Below are 21,839 nucleotides of genomic sequence, written 5' to 3' on the forward strand. Positions count from 1 at the left end.
CTTTAGGCGCAACTCAGCGCATTGGTTATTTAAATGGCTGAGCAGACCATGCAAATCGACGTGACTGCCGAGGACGTCTGGCTGCTGCCCGGCTGGCAGAACTCGGACGCCGATCACTGGCAAAGCCGCTGGGAGCAGCGCCACGGCTACCGCCGCCTGGAGCAAAACGACTGGGACCGCCCGCTGCGCGGCGACTGGAGCGCGAGGCTGCAGGAGACGGTGCTCGACGCCCCGCGCCCCGTGGTGCTGGTGGCGCACAGCCTGGGCTGCATCCTTGTGGCCTGGTGGGCGGCGCATTCTCCGCTGGCCGCCCGCAAGGTGCGCGGCGCGCTGCTGGTGGCCCCCGGCGATACCGAGCAGCCGCAGCTGCGCGAGCAACTGCCCGGCTGGTCGCCCGTGATGATGCAGCGCCTGCCGTTTGCCTCCATCGTGGTCGGCAGCGACAACGACATTTACTGCAGCGCCCAGCGCGTGCAAGCCATGGCCGATGCCTGGGGCGCACGCTTTGTCGACGCAGGGCCTTCGGGCCATCTCAACACGGCCAGCGGGCTGGGCGACTGGGACAGCGGACACGCGCTGCTGGCATCGCTTTGACAAGGACAACACCATGGTGACCAAGAAACCCAAGGGACTGGGACGCGGGCTGGAAGCCCTGCTCGGACCCAAGGTCCACGACAAGGAAGAGGGCGGCGGCCCGGTGGCCGAGACCGGCCTGCCCAGCATCCTGCAGCTCGACGTCATGGTGCCTGGCCAGTACCAGCCGCGCACCCACATGGACGAGGGCGCGCTCTACGAGCTGGCCGAAAGCATCAAGGCCCAGGGCATCATGCAGCCCATCCTGGTGCGCCGCCTGGCCAAGGGCGACCACGCCGGCAAGTACGAAATCATCGCGGGCGAGCGGCGCTTCCGTGCGGCCCGCATCGCCGGCCTGGCCGAGGTGCCGGTGCTGGTGCGCGAGGTGCCCGACGAGGCCGCCGCCGCGATGGCGCTGATCGAGAACATCCAGCGCGAGGACCTCAACCCGCTGGAAGAGGCCCAGGGCCTGTCGCGCCTGGTCAAGGAATTCGGCCTCACGCACGAGCAGGCGGCCCAGGCCGTGGGACGCTCGCGCAGCGCAGCCACCAACATCCTGCGCCTGCTCAACCTGGCCGACCCGGTGCAGACCATGCTCATGGCCGGCGACATCGACATGGGCCATGCGCGCGCCCTGCTGTCGCTGGACCGCGCGGCCCAGATCACGGCCGGCAACCAGATCGCGGCCAAGAAGCTGTCGGTGCGCGAGGCCGAGGCCCTGGTCAAGAAGATCGGCGCCGACTTCAGCCTGGTGCGCCAGAAGTCAAAGAAGGACGGCAAGTCGCGCGACATCAAGCGCGTGGAAGAAGAGCTGTCCGACCTGCTGATGGCCGATGTCGAAGTGCGCATCAAGAAGTCCGTGCGCCGTGGCGGCAAGCTGCAGGAAATGGGCGAAGTGGCGATCCAGTTCGGATCGCTCGATGCGCTCAACGGGCTGATCGAACGTTTGCGCGGTGATGCATCGGAGTAATGGCAATATCTGTAACCGTCTGTGATCTGTCGTTCTCCAGCAAAGCAGCGCTTTTTCGCAAGGATGAATCCCGGTATATTTGCGCGCTGTTATGCGGGGTAATTGTGTGTAATCGATGGCTGGCGACGCCGCCTGGCCGTGGACGCCCATCGCCCTGGCGCTGATTCACCTAGACCAGACCAAGAGGATTACAACGTGAAGAAGTATCTTGCCCTGACCGCCATCGCTGCCGTGGCGCTGACCGGCTGCGTGACCACCGACATGCGCATGGGCTCGCCCGAAGCCAAGACCGTGGCCACGGGTGCCGCAGGCGGTGCCAGCGCCGAGAACGCCAATACCGAGCTGGAGCGTTGCGACTCCTCGCTGGGCACCATCTCCCTGGTCGAGAACCAGACCGCGGGCTGGTACACCATCCTCACCCAGCAGTACCGCCTGCCGCCCACCTCGCAGCTGCTGCGCCTGATGATCCAGCAGTCCAACTGCTTCATCGTCGTGGAACGCGGCGCGGCCGGCATGGGCGCCATGGCGCGTGAACGCGCGCTGATGGACTCGGGCGAAATGCGCGGCGGCAGCAACCTGGGCAAGGGCCAGATGGTGGCCTCCGACTACGGCCTGTCCCCCGAAGTGATCTTCAACCAGAGCGATGCCGGCGGCATGGGCGGCGCCATCGGCGGCCGCGCAGGCGGCATCTTCGGCGCGCTGGCTGCAGCCACCAAGACGCGCGAGGCCTCGGTCATGCTGGCCCTGGTGGACAACCGTTCGGGCGTGCAGGTGTCGGCTTCCGAAGGCTCGTCTTCCAAGACCGACTGGGGCGGCATGGGCGCGCTGTTCGGCGGCTCCGCCGGCGCCTCGCTGGGCGGCTACACACGCACGGCCGAAGGCAAGGTGATCGCCGCCGCCTTCATGGACGCCTACAACCAGATGGTTCGCGCGCTGCGCAACTACAAGGCTCAGACCGTCAAGGGCCAGGGCCTGGGCGGCGGTGGACGCCTGGGCGTGGACGGCGGTGCCGCACCGTCGCAGACATCGGCTCCGGGCGCCAATGCCGCCGGCATGTCGCTGCGCGCCGCACAGCAAAAGCTCAATGCCCTGGGCTACACCGCAGGCACGCCTGACGGCTCCATGGGCAAGAACACCCAGAACGCCCTGCGCGAGTTCCAGCGCGACCAGAGCCTGCCGCAGACCGGCCGCCTCGACCGTGCCACCTCGCAAGCACTGCAACAGCAATGAGATGCAGCATCCCCTGAGTCGCTTCGCGCCTTCCCCCTCTCCTGCGGGAGGGGGGCATACGGGCGGCCGGCGACAGCCTCGCTGCGGGGCGGCCCTTGCTCGCTGTCCCTGGTTTGGGGCGTTTCGGGCGCATAGGTCGCGCTCGTTTCATGGGCTGTGGGAGGCGCGTCGCGCAATGAGGCTCTGACATGCGGCGCCTTCCCTGGCCGGCCCCGGCCCTTCTTGCCTGGGCGGGCGCCTGGCTTGTCTACGCCGCGCTGCAATCGACCCTAGGGCCGCTGGCCGCCTGGCTGGCGGCCTGTTTTTTGGGCGTGCTCGCCAGCCTGCTGGCCACGCCCTGGTGGCGGCGCCTGGCCGTGGCGGCGGGCTTTCCGCTGTCCTGCCTGATGCTGTGGGGGCCGGGCGGCCTGGCCGCCATCAGCCCCTGGCTGTGGCTGGCGGCGCTGGGCCTGCTGACCCTGGTCTATCCGCTCAACGCCTGGCGCGATGCGCCGCTGTTTCCCACGCCGACCGATGCGCTGCAAGGCCTGGCCGATGCCGCGCCGCTGCCCGATGGCGCGGCCGTGCTCGATGCCGGCTGCGGCCTGGGCGACGGCCTGCGCGCGCTGCGCGGCCAGTACCCGCAGGCGCGACTCAACGGCATGGAGTGGAGCTGGCCCCTGCGCTGGCTGTGCGCGCTGCGCTGCCCCTGGGCCCGCGTGCGCCGTGCCGACATCTGGCTGGCCGACTGGAGCAGCTACCAGATGGTCTACCTGTTCCAGCGCCCCGAAAGCATGGGCCGTGCGGCCGTCAAGGCCGCCACGGAGCTGCCTGAGGGCGCCTGGCTGGTCAGCCTGGACTTTGCGCTGCCCGGCGTGGAGCCCTCCTGGCAGCGCCAGGGACCGGGCCGCCACAGCCTCTGGCTCTACCGCATGCCGCTGGGCGGTGCCGGCGAGGCCGTGGTGCATGTGCCCGAGCCCGAGGAAACGCCCTACGAAAAGGCCCTGCGGGAACTGCAGGAACGCCGGTGAGGGGCCGTGCCGCCTACTTCTTCGCGCTGGCCTTGCTCACATAGAGCGACAGCGCGGCGATATCGGCCTCGCTGAGCGTGGCCTTGAACGAGGGCATGGCGCCTATGCCGTCGCGCAGGGCACGGGCCACGCGCGCGGCGTCGGGCTTGAGCTCGTCGAGCACGGGGCCGATGGCGCCCTCGGCGCCCGCGTCCTTGAGCGTGTGGCACAGCGCGCAGGCGGGCGTGGCCGTGGCGAACAGCTTCTTGCCCAGGGCCATCTGGGCCGCTTCATCGGCAAAGGCGGGGGCGGACAGCAGGGCGCTGCCGAGCAAAGTGCTGCCCAGCAGGGCGGTGTGGACTAGGTGTTTCATCGTGAACATGGCAATGGGGGTACGGGCCCGCCACGGTCTGGCGCCGTGTGCGGGAGGTGACGGGAAGGGGGGCGGGATGGGCGCGCGGGCCGTGCTCAGGCCACGGTGACGGTCACGGCGTGGTCGGCCCAGCTGGTGTTGTTGTAGCCACTCTGGTTTTCACCGCGCGTCTCGGGCTGGACCCGGCCGCGCGCGTCGGTGGCGCGGCTGGCCAGCACATGCGTGCCCTTGGGCAGGCGCGCCTGCAGCACGAACTGGCGCCAGGCGTACTTGCCCAGGTCGGGGCCGACCAGGCGCGCGGCCTGCCAGCTCTTGCCGCCGTCCGTGGACACCTCCACGCCCTTGACGGCGTCCATGCCGCCAAAGGCCACGCCGTGGATCTGCACCAGGCCGGCGGCCTGCCCGCCATCCTCGGGCAGGGGCGAGTTGATCCAGGACTTGACGCTCATCTCCTGCACCGAGGGCTGGCTCGGGTCGCCCTTGCTGCCGGGCGGCGAGATGCGGTAGCCGTGGGACATGATGTGGGCCTCGCTCTCGCGCGGCGTGAAGGCCAGCTGCTTGATGTACTTGATGTTGTTCACGCCGGTGTAGCCGGGCACGATCAGGCGCAGCGGCCCGCCATGGGCCAGCGGGATGGGCTCGCCGTTCATCTCCCAGGCCAGCAGCGCGTCTTCCATGGCCGACAGCGGCACCGAGCGCTCGACGATGACGCTCTTGGGGTCCAGGCCCGCGGGCAGCACCTCGCCGCCCGTGCCCGTCATGTAGAGACCGCCGTCTGACACACCGCCCAGGGCCTTGACCACCTCGCGCACGGGTACGCCGCTCCAGATCACGCAGCCGGCCGCACCCACGGTCCAGGCCGTGCCGCTGGGCTTGCTGGGAAAGAAGGCCCGGCCATTGCCCGAGCACTGCAGCACCATGGCCACGGTCTCCAGTCCCAGGGACTTGAGCTCGCGCAAGCTGAGGCTGCGGGGCTGGCGCACGCCCTCCACCTGCAGCTGCCAGGCATCGCGGTCGGCCACGATGGATTCGGGTGGCGTGGGCAGGTTGTTGCGCACATAGAGCTGGTCGCTGGGCGTGATCACGCTGGTGCCGAAGGCGCCGCGCCGCGTCTCTATGGTGGTGGAGCTGTGGACGATGAGGGCATCGGCCTTCTTCCAGCCCGCGTAGCCGGGCAGGGGCTTGGCCACCGGGGCTGCCGCAGCTGCGGGTGCCTGGGCTTGGGCTTGGGCTTGGGCCAGTGCGCCCTGGTGCAGGCCGGCCAGGCCTGCGGCGGCCAGTGCGCTGGCGCTGCCGGCCAGCAGGCTGCGGCGCGCGGGGGAGGTGGGCGATGTCGGCAAGTGGTTCATGGTTGTCTCCTCGTGGTGGTTGTCATGGGGGCGTGTCATGCGGCGTCTCATGGGGCGTCTCATGGGGCATCTCATGGGGCAGGGGTGCCCAGGGCCTTGCTGGCCACGGCCAGGGCCTGTTTCTTCTGGGCCACCAGCACCAGCGGCCGGCCTTCGCGCGAGCGAACGACCTGCCAGTGCATGTTGGCCCACCAGCCCTGGCCGTCGGCCAGGCGCTGGGGCTGGTCGAAGGCCAGCACGGTGACGATGCCGCCCTTCTCGAAGAAGGTGGTCAGGTGGTAGGCGCGCGTGCCGTCGATGTCGCAGGGCCGCATCAGCTGGGTGTAGCCGGGCAGCTTCTCGCCGGCCGGCAGGTCCATGCGGCGCGCGACCTCGGCCTCGGGCATGAAGCTGCCGCGCAGCGTGCGCTCGTAGTACTCGTGCTCGATGGCGGCGCGCACCAGCTCGGGCGGGCGCATGGCAAACACGGCCGTGGCGGCCGAGCTGCCCACCAGCAGCGCGGCAATCAGCCGGCGCACGCCGCTGCGCGCATGCCAGGGCGTGTGGCGCAGCAGATGGGCGGGCGGCTCGCCGTGCGGTCCGGGGTCGAAGGCCAGGGCCAGTTCGGCGCGTGCGCGCAGGTCGAAGGCCGATTCGTCGGTCGTGTCCGGGGCAGTCATTTCAAGCCTTGGTATCGGGTGGCGCGCAGCGGGGTGGGGCGCAGCGGGATCACGCTGGCAGTCTCTGGAGCAGGCGCCGGGGCGGCCTGCTCCAGTGCCGCCTTCAGCGCATCGCGGGCGCGTGACAGGCGCGACAGCACCGTGCCCGGCGCAATGTCCAGGGCCTCGGCCATCTGGGCCGTGGGCATGTCGTCGAAGTAATAGAGCACCAGCACCTCGCGGTGGATGGGCGCGATGCGCGCCAGCGCCTTGACCACGTCGAGCCGGTCGTCCAGCGCCGAAGGCGAGGGGGTGGGGGCGGGATGCTGGTCCAGCGCCTCGTCATCGCTGACCAGATGGGCCGATGGCGCAAGGTGCCGGAAGGCATGGCGGCGCATGATCTGGAACAGCCAGGCCCGCGCCATTGCGGCCTCGCGCAGCTGGTGGCGAAAGCGCCAGGCGCTGGTGAAGCAGTCCTGCACCACGTCCTCGGCCAGCGCGCGCGAGCCGGTCAGCGCCCAGGCGCTGCGCAACAGGAATCGGTAGTGCTCGCGCACCCACTGGTTGTAGCGCGACTCGGCGGTGGAGATCATGCGGCATAAGAGCACGCAGGGCGCCGCCCTATTCCATGGGCTGGCCTTAGGCAAACCCTATATCGGATCAGCTATCGCGAAGAGGCGATGGTTCCCAGTAATTCCCTGGTCGGCCGCGATACAGCGCCTGATCCGACCCTGTGGGCAGCGGAGCCGGCCTGCTGCCCGAAGAACCGTGCCGGAGGCATGCCCACCGTGCGGTGCACCATGGCGCTGAAGGCGCTGGGGCTGTAGCCCAGCTCGGCGGCGATCTGCTGTATGGGCAGGCCGCGCGCGGCCAGGCTCAGGCCATGGGCCAGCACGACTTGCTGGCGCCAGGTGGTGAAGCTGCAGCCCAGCTGCTGCTGGAACAGCCGGGCCACGGTGCGCGGGCTGGCGCCGGTGTCTGCCGCCCAGTCGGCCAGGCTCTCGTGCTGGGTGGGGTCGGCCACCACGGCCTCGCAGAGCATGCGCAGCCGCTTGTCCTGGGGCATGTTCACGCCAAGGTGGACTTCGCTGGCCCGGCGCAGTTCTTCCAGCAGCAGGGCGCTGAGATGGTGCTCGCGCTGCAGCGTGGCGGCGTCGGGAGCGGGCTGGTCATCGCTTTGCTTGGGCAGGGCCGTGATCAGCTCGCGCATCAGCGGCGAGACCTCCAGCACGCGGCAGCGTGCCCAGTCCTGCGGGTTGCAGGCCACGCCGCAGGACGGGAGGTCCGGCAGTACGGGGCCCTGGGCCGGATCGTCCTGCAGCACGTAGATGGAGACGAGATCGGCTTCCTCGACCATGGCCACGGCGTGGACCAGGCCGGGCGGAATCCACACGGCCTTGGAGGGTGGTGCGATCAGCGTGCCCTGGGGGGCCGACAGGTGCAGCACGCCGTCCAGCGAGATGGCGATCTGTGCCCAGCTGTGGCTGTGCGGTATGACGCGCGTGCGTGCCGACAGGCGGTGCTGCTTGGCGCGCACGGGGCGCTGGGGCGTGGGCACGAACAGGTGCGGATGCAAGGCCTCCACCGGCTCCATCGGCCGGGCCCTGCGCACCGACCGCAGCGCGGCTGCGGGGCAGGCGCTGGGCAGGGTGTCGGCACAAGTGTCGGCAAGGGTGTGGGCAGGGGTGCCGGGCGTGGAGACAGGCTTTGGCATGTTTGCGATAGAAGTTGGCAGACTATCGCATACAAGACGAAACGCTGCTGCCTAAGATGCGGCCCATGACCGCCTCTTCTTCTTCCATGCCGGACGCCGTGGCTCCGGACCCGCTGCGCAGCGATGTGCGCACCATCGGCCTGATCGGCCTGGCGCATGGTTCCTCGCATTTCTTCCACCTGCTGCTGCCGCCGCTGTTCCCGTGGCTGATCGCCGAGTTCGGCTACAGCTATGCCGAACTCAGCGTGATGGTGTCGCTGTTCTTCGTGGTCTCCGGCGTGGGACAGGCCATGGCCGGCTTTGCCGTGGACCGCTTCGGCGCGCGCCCCATTCTGTTTGCGGCGCTGGGCAGCTTCACCGTGGCGGGCGTGGTCGCCAGCCTGGCACAGGGCTATGGAATGCTGCTGCTGGCAGCCTTCTTCGCGGGCCTGGGCAATGCGCCCTTCCACCCGGTGGACTTCACCATCCTCAACAAGCGCGTGTCGGCCAAGCGCATCGGCCATGCGTTCTCGGTGCACGGCCTGTCGGGCAATATCGGCTGGGCGCTGGCGCCGCTGTTCATGGCGGGCATCACCACGGCCACGGGCTCGTGGCGCCTGGCCTGCCTGTGCGGCGCGGCCCTGGCCGCCGTCATCCTCACCATCATGGTGCTCAACCGCGAGGCGCTGGACGACCGTGCCGCCGATGCCCACGCCCCCGCGGCGCGCGCCGCTGCGGCCGCCGTGCCGCAGGAGCATCCCATGGCCTTCCTGAAGCTGCCCTCGGTCTGGCTGTGCTTCTCGTTCTTCTTCTGGAGCACCTGCGCGCTCAGCGCCATCCAGAGCTTTGCCAGCCCCGCCATGCAGTCCATGTACGGACTGCCGCTGAGCGTGACGGCGCTGATCGTCACGGGCTACATGCTGTGCGGCGCGGCAGGCATGCTGGCCGGCGGCTTCCTCGTGGGCCGCGTGCAGCGGCTGGAGAAGGTGATCTCCATCTGCATGCTGGGCTCGGGCGTTGCGCTGTTCCTGGTCGGCACGGGCTGGCTGCCGGCCATGGCGGCCGTGGCCGTGGCCTCCATCGCGGGCCTGGGAACGGGCCTGGCCGGCCCATCGCGCGACATGCTGATCAAGCGCGCCGCGCCGCCCGGCGCCACGGGTCGCGTCTACGGCACGGTGTATTCGGGCCTGGACCTGGGCTTTTGCCTGGCCGCGCCGGTGTTCGGCTACATGCTGGACCACGGCATGAGTCACGGCGTGTTCTACGGATCGGCCATTGCCCTGGTGCTGAGCGTGGTGTCGGCCGTGGTCGTGGGAGATGGCGTGAGCAAGAAGGGCGGCATGGCGCTGAGCGCGGGCTGATCCCGGGTCTCGCTCCCCACAAGGCCCCGCAAGCCAAGGCTTGCGGGGCCTTTGCTTTGGGCGGTGAGATGGACAAAACAGGCACGGCAATTGCGTGCGCCCTGCGCGGCGCCTGCTATCGTGCAGGCACAACTTTTTCAACACAGGAGACCTGTCCATGCGTTCCGCCTTCGCACCGCTTTCCCTCATGTTCCGCAGCGCCCCGCTGGCGCTGGCCCTTGCCATGGCCGGCCTGTCCGGCAGTGCCCTGGCTGCGCCCAAGGCCGATATCCAGGCGCTGGCGCAAAAGCACCAGCAGCCCTTGCTGGACACGCTGCGCGACCTGGTGCACATCGAGTCGGGCAGCAAGGACATGGAGGGCGTGGAACAGATCGCCAACTACGTGGCCGGCAAGCTGCGCGAGCAGGGCGGCAAGGTCGAGATCCTGCAGCCCACCGACGTCTACCGGCTGGGCGACACGCCCGAGAAGATCGGCCCCATGGTGCATGCCGAGTTCAAGGGCAAGGGCACCAGCCGCATCATGCTGATCGCCCACATGGACACGGTCTACCTGCGCGGCATGCTCAAGGACCAGCCGTTTCGCATCGATGGCGAGCGCGCCTACGGCCTGGGCATTGCCGACGACAAGCAGGGCGTGGCCCTGATCCTGCACACCGTGGCCATGCTGCGCCAGCTGGGCTTCGACAACTACGGCACGCTGACCGTGCTGATGAACAGCGACGAGGAAATCAGCTCGCCCGGCGCGCGCAGCACCATCACGCGCATGGGCGCCGAGCAGGATGCGGTCTTCTCGTTCGAAGGCGGCGGCACCGACGGCGGCGTGCGCCTGGCCACCAGCGGCATCGGCGCGGCCTACCTCAAGGTCGAGGGCAAGGCCTCGCACGCGGGCGCCAAGCCCGAGGACGGCGTGAACGCGCTGTACGAACTGTCGCACCAGCTGCTGCAGATGAAGGACCTGTCCAAGCCCGAGACCGGCCTCAAGCTCAACTGGACCGTGGCCAAGGCCGGCACCAACCGCAACGTCATTCCCGCCGAGGCCACGGCCCAGGCCGACGCCCGCGCGCTGCGCGTGGCCGACTTCACGGCGCTGGAGCAGGCCATGCAGGCCAAGGTGGGCCACAAGCTGCTGGACGCCAGCAAGGTGCAGCTCAAGTTCGAAGTGCGCCGCCCGCCGCTGGAGGCCAACGAGGCCTCGCGCAGCCTGGCCAAACAGGCGCAGACCATCTACAGCGATGAGCTGGGCCTGAAGATGAGCGTGATGGAAAAGGCCACGGGCGGCGGCACCGACGCGGCGTTTGCGGCGCTCAAGGCCAAGGGTGCGGTCATCGAGGGCTTTGGCCTGAGCGGCTACGGCGCGCACTCCAATGATGCGGAGTATGTGCAGCTGAACACCATCGTGCCGCGCCTGTACCTGGCCACGCGCATGATCATGGATCTGTCGAAGTAGCCCCCACGCTCCCCTGCTTCGCATGGTCCGCTGCCCCTGGCCGGGCGCCCCCCGAGGGGGCCGCGTTTCGCCTTGGGGCGGCCCGGCGGCGAAACCTGGCGCACTCTGCAGATGGCGGGGGCAAAAAGCAAAAAAGGGCATGCCTTGCGGCATGCCCTGAAGGCGCATCGTGGGGCGCTCTGTGTTCTTTACTGCGAAGAGATGTTCTTGTCTTTCGCGATCTTGCTCCAGCGCGTGAAGTCGGCGTTCAGGCGCGCCTTCATGGCCGCGCCGTCCTGGTAGGTGGCGATGGCGCCTGCGGCCAGCATCTTCTTTTGCAGCTCGGGCTCGGCCAGGATGAGCTTGAGCTCCTGGTTCAGGCGCTGGACCACGGCGGGCGGCGTGTTCAGCGGGGCGATCAGGCCGCCCCAGGTGTCGGCGTCGAAGCCGGGGAAGCCCTGCTCGGCCACCGACTTCACATTGGGCAGCAGCTGCTTGGCCTTTTGCGAGCTGACGGCAATGGCGCGCAGCTTGCCCGCCTGGATGTGGGGCAGGGCCGCGACCACGTCGGCGAACATCACGGCGATCTGGCCGCCGATCAGGTCGGTCACGGCCGGCGCGCTGCCGCGGTAGGGCACGTGCTGCATGTCGAAGCCGCCCAGGTCCTTGAGCTGCTCCATGGACAGGTGGCCGAAGCTGCCCGTGCCCGAGCTGGTGTAGTTCAGCGCGGGCTTGGCCTTCCTGGCATGCTCGATCAGCTGCTGCAGGTTGGTCACGTCTGGCAGCTCGCGCGGGTTGATGACGATGGCCATGGGCAGGTCATAGACCGTGGCCACGGGCAGGAAGTCCTTGCGCACGTCGTACAGGTTGTTGTTGAACAGCATGGGCGCCAGCAGCGCGGGCATGCCGAACATGGACAGCGAGTAGCCGTCGGGCTGCGACTTGATGAAGGCCGCCGTGCCCACCGAGCCCGAGGCGCCGGGGCGGTTGTCGATGACGATGGTCTGGCCCAGGCGCTCGGTCAGGCGCTGCGCGACGATGCGCGCGGCCGTGTCGGTGGGGCCGCCGGGCGGGAAGGCCACGGTCAGCTTGATCAGCTTGTCGGGCCACTGGCTCTGGGCCCGGGCGGCGGGGGCCAGCGTGGCGATGGCGGTGGCGCAGGCGGCGGAAAGGATCTGGCGGCGCGAGGCCTGGAAGGGGGTGGAAGTCATATGTCTCCTCAAGCGGGAAGGGGTGGAAGTGAGAGCCGTGGAGCGGTCTGGGCGGGAACGTCTGCGCGCTCTCAGATGATGTTTTTGGCGCGCAGTGCGGCGCGGGCCTGTTCGTCCAGGCCCAGGCGCTGCTGCAGCACCTCGTCGGTGTGTTCGCCCTGGTGCGGCGGCGGGCGGCGCACGGGCAGGCGCTGGCCGTCCAGCGCATAGGGCGGGGCCAGCACGGACTGGCTGCCGGCCTCGCTGTCCTCGAAGCGGTGCAGCAGGCCGGCGTCGGCCGTGCGCTGCGAGTTCAGGGCCTCGAACAGGCCCAGCACCTCGCCGCAGGGAATCTGCGCGGCCGTCAGGCATTCGAGCAGTTGGGCGCGCGTGAAGCGCAGCAGCTCGGCCTGCACCAGCGGCATCAGCAGCTCGCGGTTTGCCGAGCGTGCGGTATTGGTGGCAAAGCGCTCGTCGGCGGCCCACTCGGGCTTGGCGATGACGTCGGTGCAAAAGCGCTGGAACTGGCCGTTGTTGCCCACGGTGATGACCAGCGGGCCGTCGGCCGCCTCGAACACGCCGTAGGGCACGATGGACGGATGGGCGTTGCCGAACTTGGGCGGGTCGCCGGCCTTGAGCAAGGCCTCCATGCCGTAGTAGCTGGTGATCATCAGGCCGCAGTCGTACAGGGCCATCTGCACATGGCGGCCGCGCCCGCTGCGCTCGCGCTCGTAGAGCGCGGCCAGGATGGCCTGGGCCGAGTACATGCCCGTGAACATGTCCACGGCGGCCACGCCGAACTTCAGCGGGCCCTGGCCCTGCTCGCCGTTCATGGCCATGATGCCGGACTCGCCCTGCACCACCAGGTCGTAGCCGGGCCGCGTGGCCTCGGGGCCGCTGCGCGAGTAGCCCGAGATGGAGCAGTACACCAGGCGCGGGTTCAGCTGCGACAGCTGCTCGTAGCCCAGCCCCAGCTTCTCGGCGCCGCCGACCTTGAAGTTCTGGATGACCACGTCGCTGTCGGCCGCCAGCTCGCGTGCGATGCGCAGGCCCTCTTCGGCCTGCAGGTCCAGCGTGACCGAGCGCTTGTTGCGGTTGGCGCTGTTGAAGTAGGAGGTGTTGCGCTGGCCCACGCGCACGCCCCAGTCGCGCGTGTCGTCGCCGCGGCCCGGGTGCTCGACCTTGACGACATCGGCGCCCAGGTCGGCCAGCGCCATGGCGCACATGGGGCCGGCCAGCACGCGCGAAAGATCCAGGACGCGCACGCCGTCCAGCGGCAGGGAAGAGGGGAGAGCACTCATGCGAAACCTTGTCGAACCACGAAAACCGCAACGGGCCGGTGATGCCCGGGCAGGCCCGCATTCTTCATTCGTTTATGGACTTTGACAATCGTGCTAAAAAATGGACATTGTGTGTACTGAGGTTTGACAATGGATCTGGGCGGACTGTCCCTGCTGGTGGACATCATCGAAGCCGGCAACCTGAGCCGCGCCGCCGTGCGCCTGGGCATGAGCCGCGCCAACGTCAGCCACCGGCTCAACCAGTTCGAGCGCCAGATCGGCCAGCAGCTGCTGCGCCGCACCACGCGCCAGGTCGAGCCCACCGAGCTGGGCCTGCGCCTGTATGCCCATGGCCGCGCGATACGCCAGGAAGCCATGGCGGCGGACGAGTCGGTGGACAGCCTGGGCCAGAGCCTGCAGGGCACCGTGCGGCTGAGCGTGCCCAGCGGCTACGGCCAGCTGCAGATGTCGGGCTGGCTGACGGAGTTCATGCGCATGCATCCGGGCATCACGCTGGAGGTGATCTTCGACAACGACATCGAGGACCTGATGCAGGGCGCGGTGGACTTCGCCGTGCGCGTGATGACCGAGCCGCCTGAAAGCCTGGTGGCCTGCAAGCTCGGCGATGTGCTCTACGAGGCCTGCGCCACGCCGCAGTTCCTGGCGCAGCATGGCCAACCCGACTCGCTGCTGGCGCTCAAGCGCGTGCCGCTGATCACCTCGGCGCTCACGGGCCAGAAGCTGCGCACGGCGGGCATGAACGGCGCCCGGCCCACCGAGCTGCGCATACGCCCGCGCCTGATGTCGCCCAACTTCCACTTCCTGCGCGATGCCGTGCTGCAGGGCCTGGGCGTGGCCGTTGTGCCGCGCTACATGGTGGCGGCCGAACTGGCCAGCGGCGCGCTTGAGCGCCTGCCGCTGCCGCCGGGCAGCCTGGACTTTCTGGCCACGCGCCAGTACCTGCTGTACATGCCGTCCCACTACCAGACGCGGGCCATCACCACGCTGATCGACTTCCTGCGCGAGAAGGCCGCGGCGGAGGGACTCAGAGGCTGAAGATCTTGCCGGGGTTCAGGATGTTCTTCGGATCCAGCGCCTGCTTGATGGAGCGCATCATCTGCACCGCGCCGTCGCCGGCTTCCTCGCGCAGGAAGTCCATCTTGTGGATGCCCACGCCATGCTCGCCCGTGCAGGTGCCGCCCAGCGCAATGGAGCGCGACACCAGCTGGTGGTTGAGCTGCTCGGCGCGCGAGCGCTCGTCCTCGTTGTCCGGGTCGATCAGGTAGCCGAAGTGGAAGTTGCCGTCGCCCACGTGGCCGACGAGGAAGTAGGGGATGCCGCTGTCGTCGGCCTCGCGCACCGAGTCCAGCAGTGCATCGGCCAGGCGGCTGATGGGCACGCAGGCGTCGGTGGTGATGCAGCGGCAGCCGGGGCGGCTGGAGACAGCCGCGAAATAGGCGTTGTGGCGGGCCGTGAACAATCGCGTGCGGTCCTCGGGACGCTCGGCCCATTCGAAGGCATTGCCGCCGAACTCGCCCGCAATGTCCTGCACCATCTCGGCCTGCTCCTTGACGCCCGTGGGCGAGCCGTGGAACTCCATCAGCAGCATGGGTTCCTCGCGCAGCGTGAGCTTGCTGTAGGCATTGACCATGCGCACCGAGTTCACGTCCACCAGCTCCACGCGGGCGATCGGCACGCCCATCTGGATGGTCTGGATCACCGTGCGCACGGCGGCCTCGATGCTGGGGAAGGAGCAGATGGCCGCGCTCACGGCCTCGGGCAGCGGGTACAGGCGCACCGTGATCTCGGTGACCACGCCCAGCGTGCCTTCGCTGCCCACGATCAGGCGCGTGAGGTCGTATCCCGCGCTGCTTTTCTTGGCGCGCGTGCCGGTGCGCATCAGCTCGCCGCTGGCCGTGACCAGTTCCAACGCCAGCACGTTCTCGCGCATGGTGCCGTAGCGCACGGCATTGGTGCCGCTGGCGCGCGTGGCGGTCATGCCGCCGATGGAGGCATCTGCGCCAGGATCGATGGGGAAGAAGAAGCCCGTGTCCTTGATGGCATCGTTGAGCTGCTTGCGCGTGATGCCGGGCTGCACGGTGACCGTCAGGTCCTCGGCGTTGACCGAGAGAATGCGGTTCATGCGGCTCAGGTCCAGGCTGATGCCGCCCTCGACGGCCAGCAGATGGCCTTCGAGCGAGGAGCCAGCGCCGTAGGGGATGACCGGCACGGCATGCTGGTCGGCCAGCTTCAGCGCATCCTGCACGTCCTGCGTGCTTTCGGCAAAGACCACGGCCGCAGGCGGGGGCGCCTGGATGGCGCCCTCGTCGCGGCCGTGCTGTTCGCGCACCGCCAAAGCCGTGGAGCACTGGGCGCCGAAACGCTGGGCCAGGGCTTGGAGGAAGGCTTCGGGGATGGGGCGCTGAGCGAAGTCAGGCTGCAGGCGGACGGGGGCGACAGGGGCGTTCATCGGTGTTCTCCAGGGGGAACTGGAAAGAATACCACCGGCCCTGCCGCCCAACCGTGTGGGTCAGCCGCCTGGCATCCGGGTGTCAGCGCGGCTGGACAGCCTTGCTGAATTCATCGCGCGACAGCGATCCGTTCTTGTCGGCATCGATCTGCGCGAAATTGCTGCTCACGGCGGGCAGGGCCTCGGCCTCCTTCTTGCTCAGCTTGCCGTCCCGGTTGGTGTCGGCGCGGTCGAATGCGGCTTGCACGTCGTTGGCGCCGGCCGACGATGGAGTGGGTGCGGCTTGCACACCAGTTGCAGGGCCGCTACCGGCTCCAAAGGAGGCCTGCGAAGGAGGCGCAGCGGGAGTAGATGTCTGCGCCATGGCAGCAACGCTGCCCAGCGAAATGGCCGCGAACAACATCACGCTGCGGATTTCAAAACCAGAGACTTTGCGCAGTTGAGAGGTCATGTGTCGAACTCCTTGTCGAACGTGGAACATGACTGCATTCCATCTGCTGCAGCGCAGCAGGGCCAGCACTTTTGCCGGCTGTTGCCTGCTACAACATTTGCGTGCCGCCTGTAACGCACAATTGGGTGTTGGGCCGTTACGGGTCCAGCTTTCCACCCCCGCACCGCCAAGGAGAACGCCCATGGGCAACCGTTTGACACAGATCGCCACGCGCACCGGAGACGACGGCAGCACGGGCCTGGGCGACAACACGCGCGTCTCCAAGAACAGCGGCCGCCCGCACGCCATGGGCGATGTGGACGAGCTCAATTCCCACATCGGCCTGCTGCTGTGCGAGGCCCTGCCCGACGAGGTGCGCGAACTGCTGGTCGATGTGCAGCACCAGCTGTTCAACCTCGGTGGCGAGCTGTCCATTCCCGGCTATGAACTGCTCAAGGATGACGCTCTGCTGCAGCTCGATGAAGCGCTGGCCCACTACAACGCGCAGCTGCCCCGGCTGCAGGAATTCATTCTGCCGGCCGGCAGCCGCGCCGCGGCCCAGGCCCATGTCTGCCGCACGGTGGCACGCCGCGCCGAGCGCATGGTGGTGGCGCTGGAGCAGGGCGAGGCCATGCGGCCCGCGCCGCGCCAGTACCTGAACCGCCTGTCGGACCTGCTGTTCGTGCTGGCGCGCGTGCTCAACCGCATGGATGGCGGCGACGACGTCTACTGGAAGAGCGAGCGGATGGCCCGCGCGCAGTCCGCCGAAGAGTGAACCTGCACTGAACCTGCGCCAATCCCGCGCCAATCCCGCGTTTAGGACGGCCCATGCGCCTGCGCCACATCGAGGTCTTCAATGCCGTCATGCAGACCGGCAGCGTCAGCGCTGCCGCACGGCTGATCAACATCACCCAGCCGGCCGTCAGCCGCACCCTGCAGCACGCGGAGCTGCAGCTGGGCTTTGCGCTGTTCCAGCGCGCACGCGGGCGGCTCACGCCCACCAATGAGGCGCTGGCGCTGTTCCCCCACATCGAGAAGCTGTTCGAGCAGCTCGACGAGGTCCAGCGCCTGGCCGACAACCTGCGCCATGGCCAAGCCGCGGACCGGCTCACCGTGCTCACCGTCTTCGCACTCAGCCGCGAGGTGCTGCCGCGCGCCGTGGCCGGCTTTCGGCGCCGCCACCCCCAGGTGCAGGTCCATGTGCAAGCGCTGCACACCCCCCAGGTGGTCTCGGCCCTGCTGCTGCAGGAGGCCGACGTGGGCTTCGTCATCAGCTCCGTGGGCCAGCCCGCGCTGGAGCATGAACTGCTGGCCGAGGTGGACATGTTCTGCGTGCTGCCCAAGGGCCTGCTGCCGCCCTCGCGCGTGCGCGAAGAGGGGATGGAGCTCAAGGATTTGGCCGAGCTGCCCGTGGTCGCTCTCGATGCGCGCGACCCGCTGGGCATGCGCCTGGGCCAGGCCTGCCGCGAGCACGGCGTGGGCCTGTCGCCCGTGGTCACCGTGCAGACCTACCACGCAGCCCTGTCCATGGCCGAGTACGGCCTGGGCGCCGCCATCATGGACGGCTGCACCGCCCTGGCCGCCGACCGCCGCAAGGTCCATGTCGTGCCCCTGCTGCCGCGCATCACGGTGGGTGTGAATGCACTCAGCCTGCCCCAGCGGCCGGGGTCGGTGCTGGCGCGTGCAATGACCGAGGAAATGCGCAAGGCCTTGCGCGAGTTGCTGGCTGGTTGAGGCCGTTCATACAAGCATGCCTGCTGGACTGCGGCTGATGCGCCGTGGTCATTGGCACGATCGATTGTCAAATTCAACTGAATTCTCATGATCGATTGATTTGCTAATGAGAATTATTCACAATCATTACCCGGGATCTGACAACTGCATCGTCATGAAGGAGGGTCATGAGAAATTCAGGAGCTTTGCGTCCGCGCTGGCAGGTCGTTGCCTGGGCATGTGCTGCTCTTGCCTTTGCCGGTGGGCTGGCGCTCATCTTTTTTGCCGAACCAGCGCCTGAGGTCAGGCATGCACAGGTGAGCGCAACCAAGCCACCTGCGCAAGCTTCCAGGCCTGCTGCGCCAGCACCTGAAACTCCCGCTCCACCGGCGATCGCTTCCGTACCGGCGCCCGTGCCGGTGGCGCCCCTCACGACACCTCGAGCCAAGGCGTTTCCTGCCGTTGTCGTGGATGCATCGGCGGAGATTCTGTACAACCGGCTTGCCCGCAGCGAGGTCACGCTGGACCAGGCCGGCGAAGTCGCCAAACTCCACAAGGCATTGGAGCCTTGCTGGATGGCGTCCCTCTATGAGCGCATGGCGCTGCTGGTTCCGCCGGATTCCGATCCCAAGGGGCACGCAATGGCGCAACGGCTGGCTCGGGAGCAGAGGGCCAGTGCGCGCCCTGGCTGCGGACAACTCCCGATGGACGCATACACAAGGGCCGATGAGTGGACTGCCCGGCTCGCGGTGCAGGGAGATCCTCAGAGCATGATGGACTATGGCGGAGCCTACTGGACCCGGGGTCTGGAGCATGCGAGAACGGATCCAGAGCGCCTCGCCGAGTATCGGCGCACCACCCTGATATACCTCAACGCCTTGATCGACCAAGGCTATGTCGATGCGCTGATCTCGATGGCCTCCATCAGAAGTAACCCCACATGGGGGGAGCCGCAGCCTGCCGAGGTGTGGGCATATGTCTATGCCGACGCCAAGGCCAAAGGCAATGTGTCATCGCAAGCGAACCTGCTTCAGAGCATCGACCAACGAGTGCCGCCTGAGGGCCGTCAACGCGCGAGGGATATGGCCCAGGAGTTGCTGAGGAGATGCTGTGGTGGCTAGCCAAATAACTTCGTTGTCACCGCGCCTGCCCCAAACGTGGCGCTCTGTGATCATCATCGCGCTTGCCGCGTTACTCATCGCAGCGAGTTGGCGTGGCGTCTCCGACACCCAGGAAGATCCGCGCGGGTGGAACAACACCGAGATTGCTCGATTCATCCTGGAGACGGTCAACTCGTCCTTGTCGATTGGACAGTGGAAGCCCGGAGATACAGTGACCATCTGTCAAGCAGGATCCAGTAGATGCATTTTGGTGGCCTACATCAATCCGATGTCTCACGATGCGTGGGCCAAAGCAAAAAATGTCGATTCACGCAATCAACCTCCCGATGTCTCGCTATGGGAGCGCTTGATCAAGTGGATTCTGGGTCGAGGTGGTATGCCTCCAACAGGTTCCTTGGAGACCCTCATCGCTGATTGGGGCGAAGTGCCACCCGGGACGGTCACGGTCGAACCACTCCGGCCTGATGACACGCTGACAAAGTGCACTGGTTGCCATGGTTCGGATTGGCAGCAAATAGCCCAGCAGCCGGCATGGGAGCCGTTGCGAAGTGTGGAGGCCAGCGGTTGGCTTGCCTTGATTGGCGCCGCAGCCATGTCGGTGGATGCCCGACATGGCTGGTCCAAGGACGACTGGCAACTCGTACGGAGATTGAGCGGCGACATGACATAGGTGGCTGCGGGACCGGGTTCTACAGATCGTCCGCCTCCATCTGCCCCACCAGCCTCTGCGCCGACCCGAACGCCAGCGTCAGCCCCAGCGCGCCGTGCCCTGTCTGCAGCCACAGGTTGCGCGGACCGCCGCGCTGGCGGCCGGTGAGGGGCAGGCCGGTGGGCGTGGCGGGGCGCATGCCGGTCCAGGGGTGCAGGTTGCCGTCCAGCGGCAGGTCGGCGAAGACCTCCTGCGTGGAGCGGCGCAGGCTGGCGATGCGGCGCGGGTCGGTGCGCGTGTCCCGGCCCACGATCTCCACCATGCCGGCCACGCGCAGGCGTTCGCCGATGCGTGCGAAGACGACCTTGCGTGCGGTGTCGGTGACGCTGACCCGGGGTGCGGCGTGCGGCAGTTGCGCGGCGGCATCGGCGGTGATGCTGTAGCCCTTGAGCGGGTAGACGGGAATGCGCAGGCCCAGCTGGCGCGCGTGGACCGCGCTTTCCCAGCCGCTGGCCAGCACGTAGTGGTCGGCGCGCAGCGGCAGCGGGCCTGCGGCGGTGCGCAGGCCGGTGATGGCGTCGCCTTCGCGCTCGAAGCCCTGCAGCTCCACGCCGTAGCGCAGTTCGGCGCCGCGTGCGGTGAGCCGGGCGGCCAGTTGCTCGCACAGCAGGCGGCAGTCGGCGGCGGCCTCGCTGGGCGTGTGCACGGCGCCTGCAATGCGCTGGGCGTAGCCGGCGAGCGCGGGTTCGATGCGCGACACTTCGGCGGCGTTGACGATGCGCTGCGGCGCACCGCCCAGGCCCGCTTGCAGTGCCACCTGCTGCGCGGCGGCATCCAACGCCTGCTGGGTGGGGTAGAGCACCAGCTTGCCGGGCGTGTGCAGGTCGCAGGCCAGTGCTTCGTCGGCCTGGAGCGACTCGAAGGCCTGGCGGCTTTCGGCGGCCAGGGCCAGCAGGGCGCGCGTGCCTTCGGCCGAGGCATGGGCATTGCAGGCGCCCAGAAAGCGCAGTCCCCAGGCCCATTGCGCGGGGTCGGCGCGCAGGCGGAAGGCCAGCGGCGAATCCTTTTCCAGCAGCAGGCGGGGCAGCATCTTCCAGATGCCGGGATCGGCCAGCGGCTGCACGTAGGAATAGCTCAGCTGCGCGCCATTGCCGCCGCTGGCGCCCTGGGCGGGGCCCGGTGCGCGGTCCAGCACGGTGATGCGGTGGCCGGCCTGCTGCAGCGCCCAGGCCGTTGCCAGGCCGACGATGCCGGCGCCCACGATGCAGACATGCATTGATCGTTTCTCCATGCAGCCGCACTGTAGGCCGCGCGCGGCAGGCTGCGCCATGGCATTTGGCACACGGGCCATGCACGCAGGTTATGGCCGGGGGCTGCTGCTGCGGGCAGGCGGCCAGCCCATAACCGGCGGGCATGGACCGGCCCGATATTGTCATTCCGCAAAGGCCGCAGCCCTTCCTACACTGGCCGCACATCCACCAAAGACGAGGAGACAAGCATGCAACTTCACACCACCGCGCTGTGCGCGGCCCTGGCCCTGGGAGGCCTGGCTGCGGCCCATGCCGACACGCTGGCCAAGGTGCGCGACAGCGGCCGCATCACGCTGGCCTACCGCGAGTCCTCCGTGCCCTTCAGCTACCTGGACAACGGCAAGCCCATCGGCATGACGGTGGAGATGTCCCAGGCCGTGGCCGAGGCCGTGAAGAAGGCGGTGAACCGGCCCGATCTCAAGGTGCAGTGGCAGGCCGTGACCTCGCAGAACCGCATGCCGCTGCTGGCCAACGGCACCATCGACCTGGAATGCGGCTCGACCACCAACAACACGGTGCGCGGCAAGGAGGTGGCCTTTGCCATCAACCATTTCTACACGGGCACGCGGCTGCTGGTGAAGAAGAGTTCGGGCATCAAAAACTACGCCGACCTCAAGGACAAGACCGTGGCCATCACCACGGGAACCACCAACCTGCAGGTGCTGCGCAAGGCCAATGCCGACAAGGCCTGGGGCATGAACATCGTCATGGCCAAGGACCATGCGGACGGCTTCCTGCTGGTGGAGAACGACCGCGCCGCGGCCTTCGGCATGGACGACATCCTGCTCTTCGGCCTGATCCCCACGGCCAAGAACCCCGGGGACTTCGAGGTGGTGGCCGACTCGCTGCAGGTCGAGCCCTATGCCTGCATGCTGCGCAAGGACGACCCCCAGTTCAAGCAACTGGTCGATGGCGTGATCGGCGACATGATGAAGTCGGGCGCGTTCGCCAGGCTGTATGACAAGTGGTTCATGCAGCCCATTGCCCCGAGGAACGTGGCCCTGGGCCTGCCGATGAGCGAGCAATTGCAGAAAAACCTGCAGGACCTCAGCGACAAACCTGCTTTTTGATTTC

22 protein-coding genes are annotated in these 21,839 nt (G+C 68.2%); 12 read left to right on the forward strand and 10 right to left on the reverse strand.

All coding sequences use genetic code 11. From position 1 onward, the window contains the following. The first annotated feature begins 48 nt into the window (after nucleotides 1-48). The 4 genes from DACI_RS00250 to DACI_RS00265 all read left to right on the forward strand — a co-directional run bounded on the left by DACI_RS00250 (nucleotide 49) and on the right by DACI_RS00265 (nucleotide 3,783). Entirely contained in the window at nucleotides 49-594 is a 546-nt protein-coding gene (locus DACI_RS00250) for an RBBP9/YdeN family alpha/beta hydrolase (protein ID WP_043783088.1), read from the forward strand. 13 nt (nucleotides 595-607) lie between these two features. Then, nucleotides 608-1,543, forward strand: coding sequence for a ParB/RepB/Spo0J family partition protein (locus tag DACI_RS00255; protein WP_012201991.1), 936 nt, complete (start codon nucleotides 608-610; stop codon nucleotides 1,541-1,543). A 195-nt stretch (nucleotides 1,544-1,738) separates the two neighbouring features. After that, nucleotides 1,739-2,773, forward strand: coding sequence for a peptidoglycan-binding domain-containing protein (locus DACI_RS00260; RefSeq protein ID WP_012201992.1), 1,035 nt, complete (start codon nucleotides 1,739-1,741; stop codon nucleotides 2,771-2,773). 188 nt (nucleotides 2,774-2,961) lie between these two features. Further along, complete coding sequence (locus tag DACI_RS00265) at nucleotides 2,962-3,783, forward strand: class I SAM-dependent methyltransferase (protein WP_012201993.1); 822 nt, start codon at nucleotides 2,962-2,964, stop codon at nucleotides 3,781-3,783. Between the two features lie 13 nt (nucleotides 3,784-3,796). Here DACI_RS00265 and sorU read toward each other — a convergent pair whose 3' ends face one another. From sorU to DACI_RS00290, 5 genes are all read right to left on the reverse strand, one after another. Then, complete coding sequence (gene sorU / locus DACI_RS00270; protein ID WP_012201994.1) at nucleotides 3,797-4,144, reverse strand: SorU family sulfite dehydrogenase c-type cytochrome subunit; 348 nt, start codon at nucleotides 4,142-4,144, stop codon at nucleotides 3,797-3,799. Between the two features lie 86 nt (nucleotides 4,145-4,230). Next, nucleotides 4,231-5,484 (reverse strand): SorT family sulfite dehydrogenase catalytic subunit, encoded by a 1,254-nt coding sequence (sorT, locus tag DACI_RS00275; RefSeq protein WP_012201995.1) that lies wholly within the window; start codon nucleotides 5,482-5,484, stop codon nucleotides 4,231-4,233. 71 nt (nucleotides 5,485-5,555) lie between these two features. After that, nucleotides 5,556-6,143: a hypothetical protein gene (locus DACI_RS00280; protein ID WP_012201996.1), complete on the reverse strand. Its 588-nt coding sequence runs from the start codon at nucleotides 6,141-6,143 to the stop codon at nucleotides 5,556-5,558. Then, nucleotides 6,140-6,715 (reverse strand): RNA polymerase sigma factor, encoded by a 576-nt coding sequence (locus tag DACI_RS00285; RefSeq protein WP_013799971.1) that lies wholly within the window; start codon nucleotides 6,713-6,715, stop codon nucleotides 6,140-6,142. Before DACI_RS00285 ends, DACI_RS00280 begins: the two co-directional genes overlap by 4 nt. Before the next feature lie 71 nt (nucleotides 6,716-6,786). Then, entirely contained in the window at nucleotides 6,787-7,836 is a 1,050-nt protein-coding gene (locus DACI_RS00290) for an AraC family transcriptional regulator (RefSeq protein ID WP_043780164.1), read from the reverse strand. A gap of 65 nt (nucleotides 7,837-7,901) precedes the next feature. On the opposite strand from DACI_RS00290, the gene DACI_RS00295 reads away from it, so the two are divergent. Beyond that, nucleotides 7,902-9,176 carry an MFS transporter gene (locus DACI_RS00295; RefSeq protein WP_043783091.1) on the forward strand — a complete coding sequence of 425 codons (1,275 nt, stop codon included), beginning with the start codon at nucleotides 7,902-7,904 and terminating at the stop codon, nucleotides 9,174-9,176. A gap of 157 nt (nucleotides 9,177-9,333) precedes the next feature. Then, entirely contained in the window at nucleotides 9,334-10,623 is a 1,290-nt protein-coding gene (locus tag DACI_RS00300; RefSeq protein ID WP_012202000.1) for a M20/M25/M40 family metallo-hydrolase, read from the forward strand. A gap of 188 nt (nucleotides 10,624-10,811) precedes the next feature. Here DACI_RS00300 and DACI_RS00305 read toward each other — a convergent pair whose 3' ends face one another. After that, the gene (locus tag DACI_RS00305; protein ID WP_012202001.1) at nucleotides 10,812-11,813 is read right to left on the reverse strand and encodes a Bug family tripartite tricarboxylate transporter substrate binding protein; all 1,002 of its coding nucleotides are present in this window, start codon (nucleotides 11,811-11,813) and stop codon (nucleotides 10,812-10,814) included. A gap of 71 nt (nucleotides 11,814-11,884) precedes the next feature. Further along, nucleotides 11,885-13,093 (reverse strand): CaiB/BaiF CoA transferase family protein, encoded by a 1,209-nt coding sequence (locus DACI_RS00310; protein ID WP_012202002.1) that lies wholly within the window; start codon nucleotides 13,091-13,093, stop codon nucleotides 11,885-11,887. Nucleotides 13,094-13,222: 129 nt separating this feature from the next. Here DACI_RS00310 and DACI_RS00315 point away from each other — a divergent pair, with 129 nt between their 5' ends. Further along, entirely contained in the window at nucleotides 13,223-14,128 is a 906-nt protein-coding gene (locus DACI_RS00315) for a LysR family transcriptional regulator (RefSeq protein ID WP_012202003.1), read from the forward strand. Here DACI_RS00315 and DACI_RS00320 read toward each other — a convergent pair. Together DACI_RS00320 and DACI_RS00325 are read right to left on the reverse strand one after the other, a co-directional pair. Then, complete coding sequence (locus tag DACI_RS00320) at nucleotides 14,118-15,542, reverse strand: FAD-binding oxidoreductase (RefSeq protein ID WP_012202004.1); 1,425 nt, start codon at nucleotides 15,540-15,542, stop codon at nucleotides 14,118-14,120. The two genes, DACI_RS00315 and DACI_RS00320, sit on opposite strands and share 11 nt — an antisense overlap. Before the next feature lie 82 nt (nucleotides 15,543-15,624). Continuing rightward, nucleotides 15,625-15,993, reverse strand: coding sequence for an EF-hand domain-containing protein (locus DACI_RS00325; RefSeq protein ID WP_012202005.1), 369 nt, complete (start codon nucleotides 15,991-15,993; stop codon nucleotides 15,625-15,627). A gap of 181 nt (nucleotides 15,994-16,174) precedes the next feature. On the opposite strand from DACI_RS00325, the gene DACI_RS00330 reads away from it, so the two are divergent. The 4 genes from DACI_RS00330 to DACI_RS31780 all read left to right on the forward strand — a co-directional run bounded on the left by DACI_RS00330 (nucleotide 16,175) and on the right by DACI_RS31780 (nucleotide 19,476). Further along, complete coding sequence (locus tag DACI_RS00330) at nucleotides 16,175-16,747, forward strand: cob(I)yrinic acid a,c-diamide adenosyltransferase (protein WP_012202006.1); 573 nt, start codon at nucleotides 16,175-16,177, stop codon at nucleotides 16,745-16,747. Nucleotides 16,748-16,800: 53 nt separating this feature from the next. Beyond that, nucleotides 16,801-17,706, forward strand: a complete 906-nt coding sequence (locus tag DACI_RS00335) for a LysR substrate-binding domain-containing protein (protein ID WP_012202007.1) — start codon at nucleotides 16,801-16,803, stop codon at nucleotides 17,704-17,706. 167 nt (nucleotides 17,707-17,873) lie between these two features. Next, a complete protein-coding gene (locus tag DACI_RS00340; protein WP_012202008.1) occupies nucleotides 17,874-18,806 on the forward strand; it encodes a hypothetical protein in 933 nt (310 codons plus the stop codon). A 46-nt stretch (nucleotides 18,807-18,852) separates the two neighbouring features. Continuing rightward, nucleotides 18,853-19,476 (forward strand): hypothetical protein, encoded by a 624-nt coding sequence (locus DACI_RS31780; RefSeq protein WP_157059617.1) that lies wholly within the window; start codon nucleotides 18,853-18,855, stop codon nucleotides 19,474-19,476. 19 nt (nucleotides 19,477-19,495) lie between these two features. Here DACI_RS31780 and DACI_RS00345 read toward each other — a convergent pair whose 3' ends face one another. Further along, nucleotides 19,496-20,731, reverse strand: coding sequence for a D-amino acid dehydrogenase (locus tag DACI_RS00345; RefSeq protein WP_012202009.1), 1,236 nt, complete (start codon nucleotides 20,729-20,731; stop codon nucleotides 19,496-19,498). A 222-nt stretch (nucleotides 20,732-20,953) separates the two neighbouring features. Between DACI_RS00345 and DACI_RS00350 the strand changes: the two genes are divergently transcribed. After that, the gene (locus DACI_RS00350; protein WP_012202010.1) at nucleotides 20,954-21,835 is read left to right on the forward strand and encodes an amino acid ABC transporter substrate-binding protein; all 882 of its coding nucleotides are present in this window, start codon (nucleotides 20,954-20,956) and stop codon (nucleotides 21,833-21,835) included. Nucleotides 21,836-21,839: the final 4 nt, after the last annotated feature.

The organism is Delftia acidovorans SPH-1 (assembly GCF_000018665.1).
GTDB classification, from domain to species: Bacteria; Pseudomonadota; Gammaproteobacteria; order Burkholderiales; family Burkholderiaceae_C; genus Comamonas; species Comamonas acidovorans.

What these genes read in the sequence shown, in the direction of transcription:
- DACI_RS00320 (WP_012202004.1), bottom strand. Translation starts at nt 15,542, where the DNA reads ATGAACGCCCCTGTCGCCCCCGTCCGCCTGCAGCCTGACTTCGCTCAG.
- DACI_RS00255 (WP_012201991.1), top strand. Translation starts at nt 608, where the DNA reads ATGGTGACCAAGAAACCCAAGGGACTGGGACGCGGGCTGGAAGCCCTG.
- DACI_RS00295 (WP_043783091.1), top strand. Translation starts at nt 7,902, where the DNA reads ATGACCGCCTCTTCTTCTTCCATGCCGGACGCCGTGGCTCCGGACCCG.
- DACI_RS00250 (WP_043783088.1), top strand. Translation starts at nt 49, where the DNA reads ATGCAAATCGACGTGACTGCCGAGGACGTCTGGCTGCTGCCCGGCTGG.
- DACI_RS00290 (WP_043780164.1), bottom strand. Translation starts at nt 7,836, where the DNA reads ATGCCAAAGCCTGTCTCCACGCCCGGCACCCCTGCCCACACCCTTGCC.
- DACI_RS00280 (WP_012201996.1), bottom strand. Translation starts at nt 6,143, where the DNA reads ATGACTGCCCCGGACACGACCGACGAATCGGCCTTCGACCTGCGCGCA.
- DACI_RS00325 (WP_012202005.1), bottom strand. Translation starts at nt 15,993, where the DNA reads ATGACCTCTCAACTGCGCAAAGTCTCTGGTTTTGAAATCCGCAGCGTG.
- sorU (WP_012201994.1), bottom strand. Translation starts at nt 4,144, where the DNA reads ATGTTCACGATGAAACACCTAGTCCACACCGCCCTGCTGGGCAGCACT.
- DACI_RS00330 (WP_012202006.1), top strand. Translation starts at nt 16,175, where the DNA reads ATGGGCAACCGTTTGACACAGATCGCCACGCGCACCGGAGACGACGGC.
- DACI_RS00285 (WP_013799971.1), bottom strand. Translation starts at nt 6,715, where the DNA reads ATGATCTCCACCGCCGAGTCGCGCTACAACCAGTGGGTGCGCGAGCAC.
- sorT (WP_012201995.1), bottom strand. Translation starts at nt 5,484, where the DNA reads ATGAACCACTTGCCGACATCGCCCACCTCCCCCGCGCGCCGCAGCCTG.
- DACI_RS00335 (WP_012202007.1), top strand. Translation starts at nt 16,801, where the DNA reads ATGCGCCTGCGCCACATCGAGGTCTTCAATGCCGTCATGCAGACCGGC.
- DACI_RS00300 (WP_012202000.1), top strand. Translation starts at nt 9,334, where the DNA reads ATGCGTTCCGCCTTCGCACCGCTTTCCCTCATGTTCCGCAGCGCCCCG.
- DACI_RS00340 (WP_012202008.1), top strand. Translation starts at nt 17,874, where the DNA reads ATGAGAAATTCAGGAGCTTTGCGTCCGCGCTGGCAGGTCGTTGCCTGG.
- DACI_RS00315 (WP_012202003.1), top strand. Translation starts at nt 13,223, where the DNA reads ATGGATCTGGGCGGACTGTCCCTGCTGGTGGACATCATCGAAGCCGGC.
- DACI_RS00310 (WP_012202002.1), bottom strand. Translation starts at nt 13,093, where the DNA reads ATGAGTGCTCTCCCCTCTTCCCTGCCGCTGGACGGCGTGCGCGTCCTG.
- DACI_RS00345 (WP_012202009.1), bottom strand. Translation starts at nt 20,731, where the DNA reads ATGCATGTCTGCATCGTGGGCGCCGGCATCGTCGGCCTGGCAACGGCC.
- DACI_RS00305 (WP_012202001.1), bottom strand. Translation starts at nt 11,813, where the DNA reads ATGACTTCCACCCCCTTCCAGGCCTCGCGCCGCCAGATCCTTTCCGCC.
- DACI_RS00265 (WP_012201993.1), top strand. Translation starts at nt 2,962, where the DNA reads ATGCGGCGCCTTCCCTGGCCGGCCCCGGCCCTTCTTGCCTGGGCGGGC.
- DACI_RS00350 (WP_012202010.1), top strand. Translation starts at nt 20,954, where the DNA reads ATGCAACTTCACACCACCGCGCTGTGCGCGGCCCTGGCCCTGGGAGGC.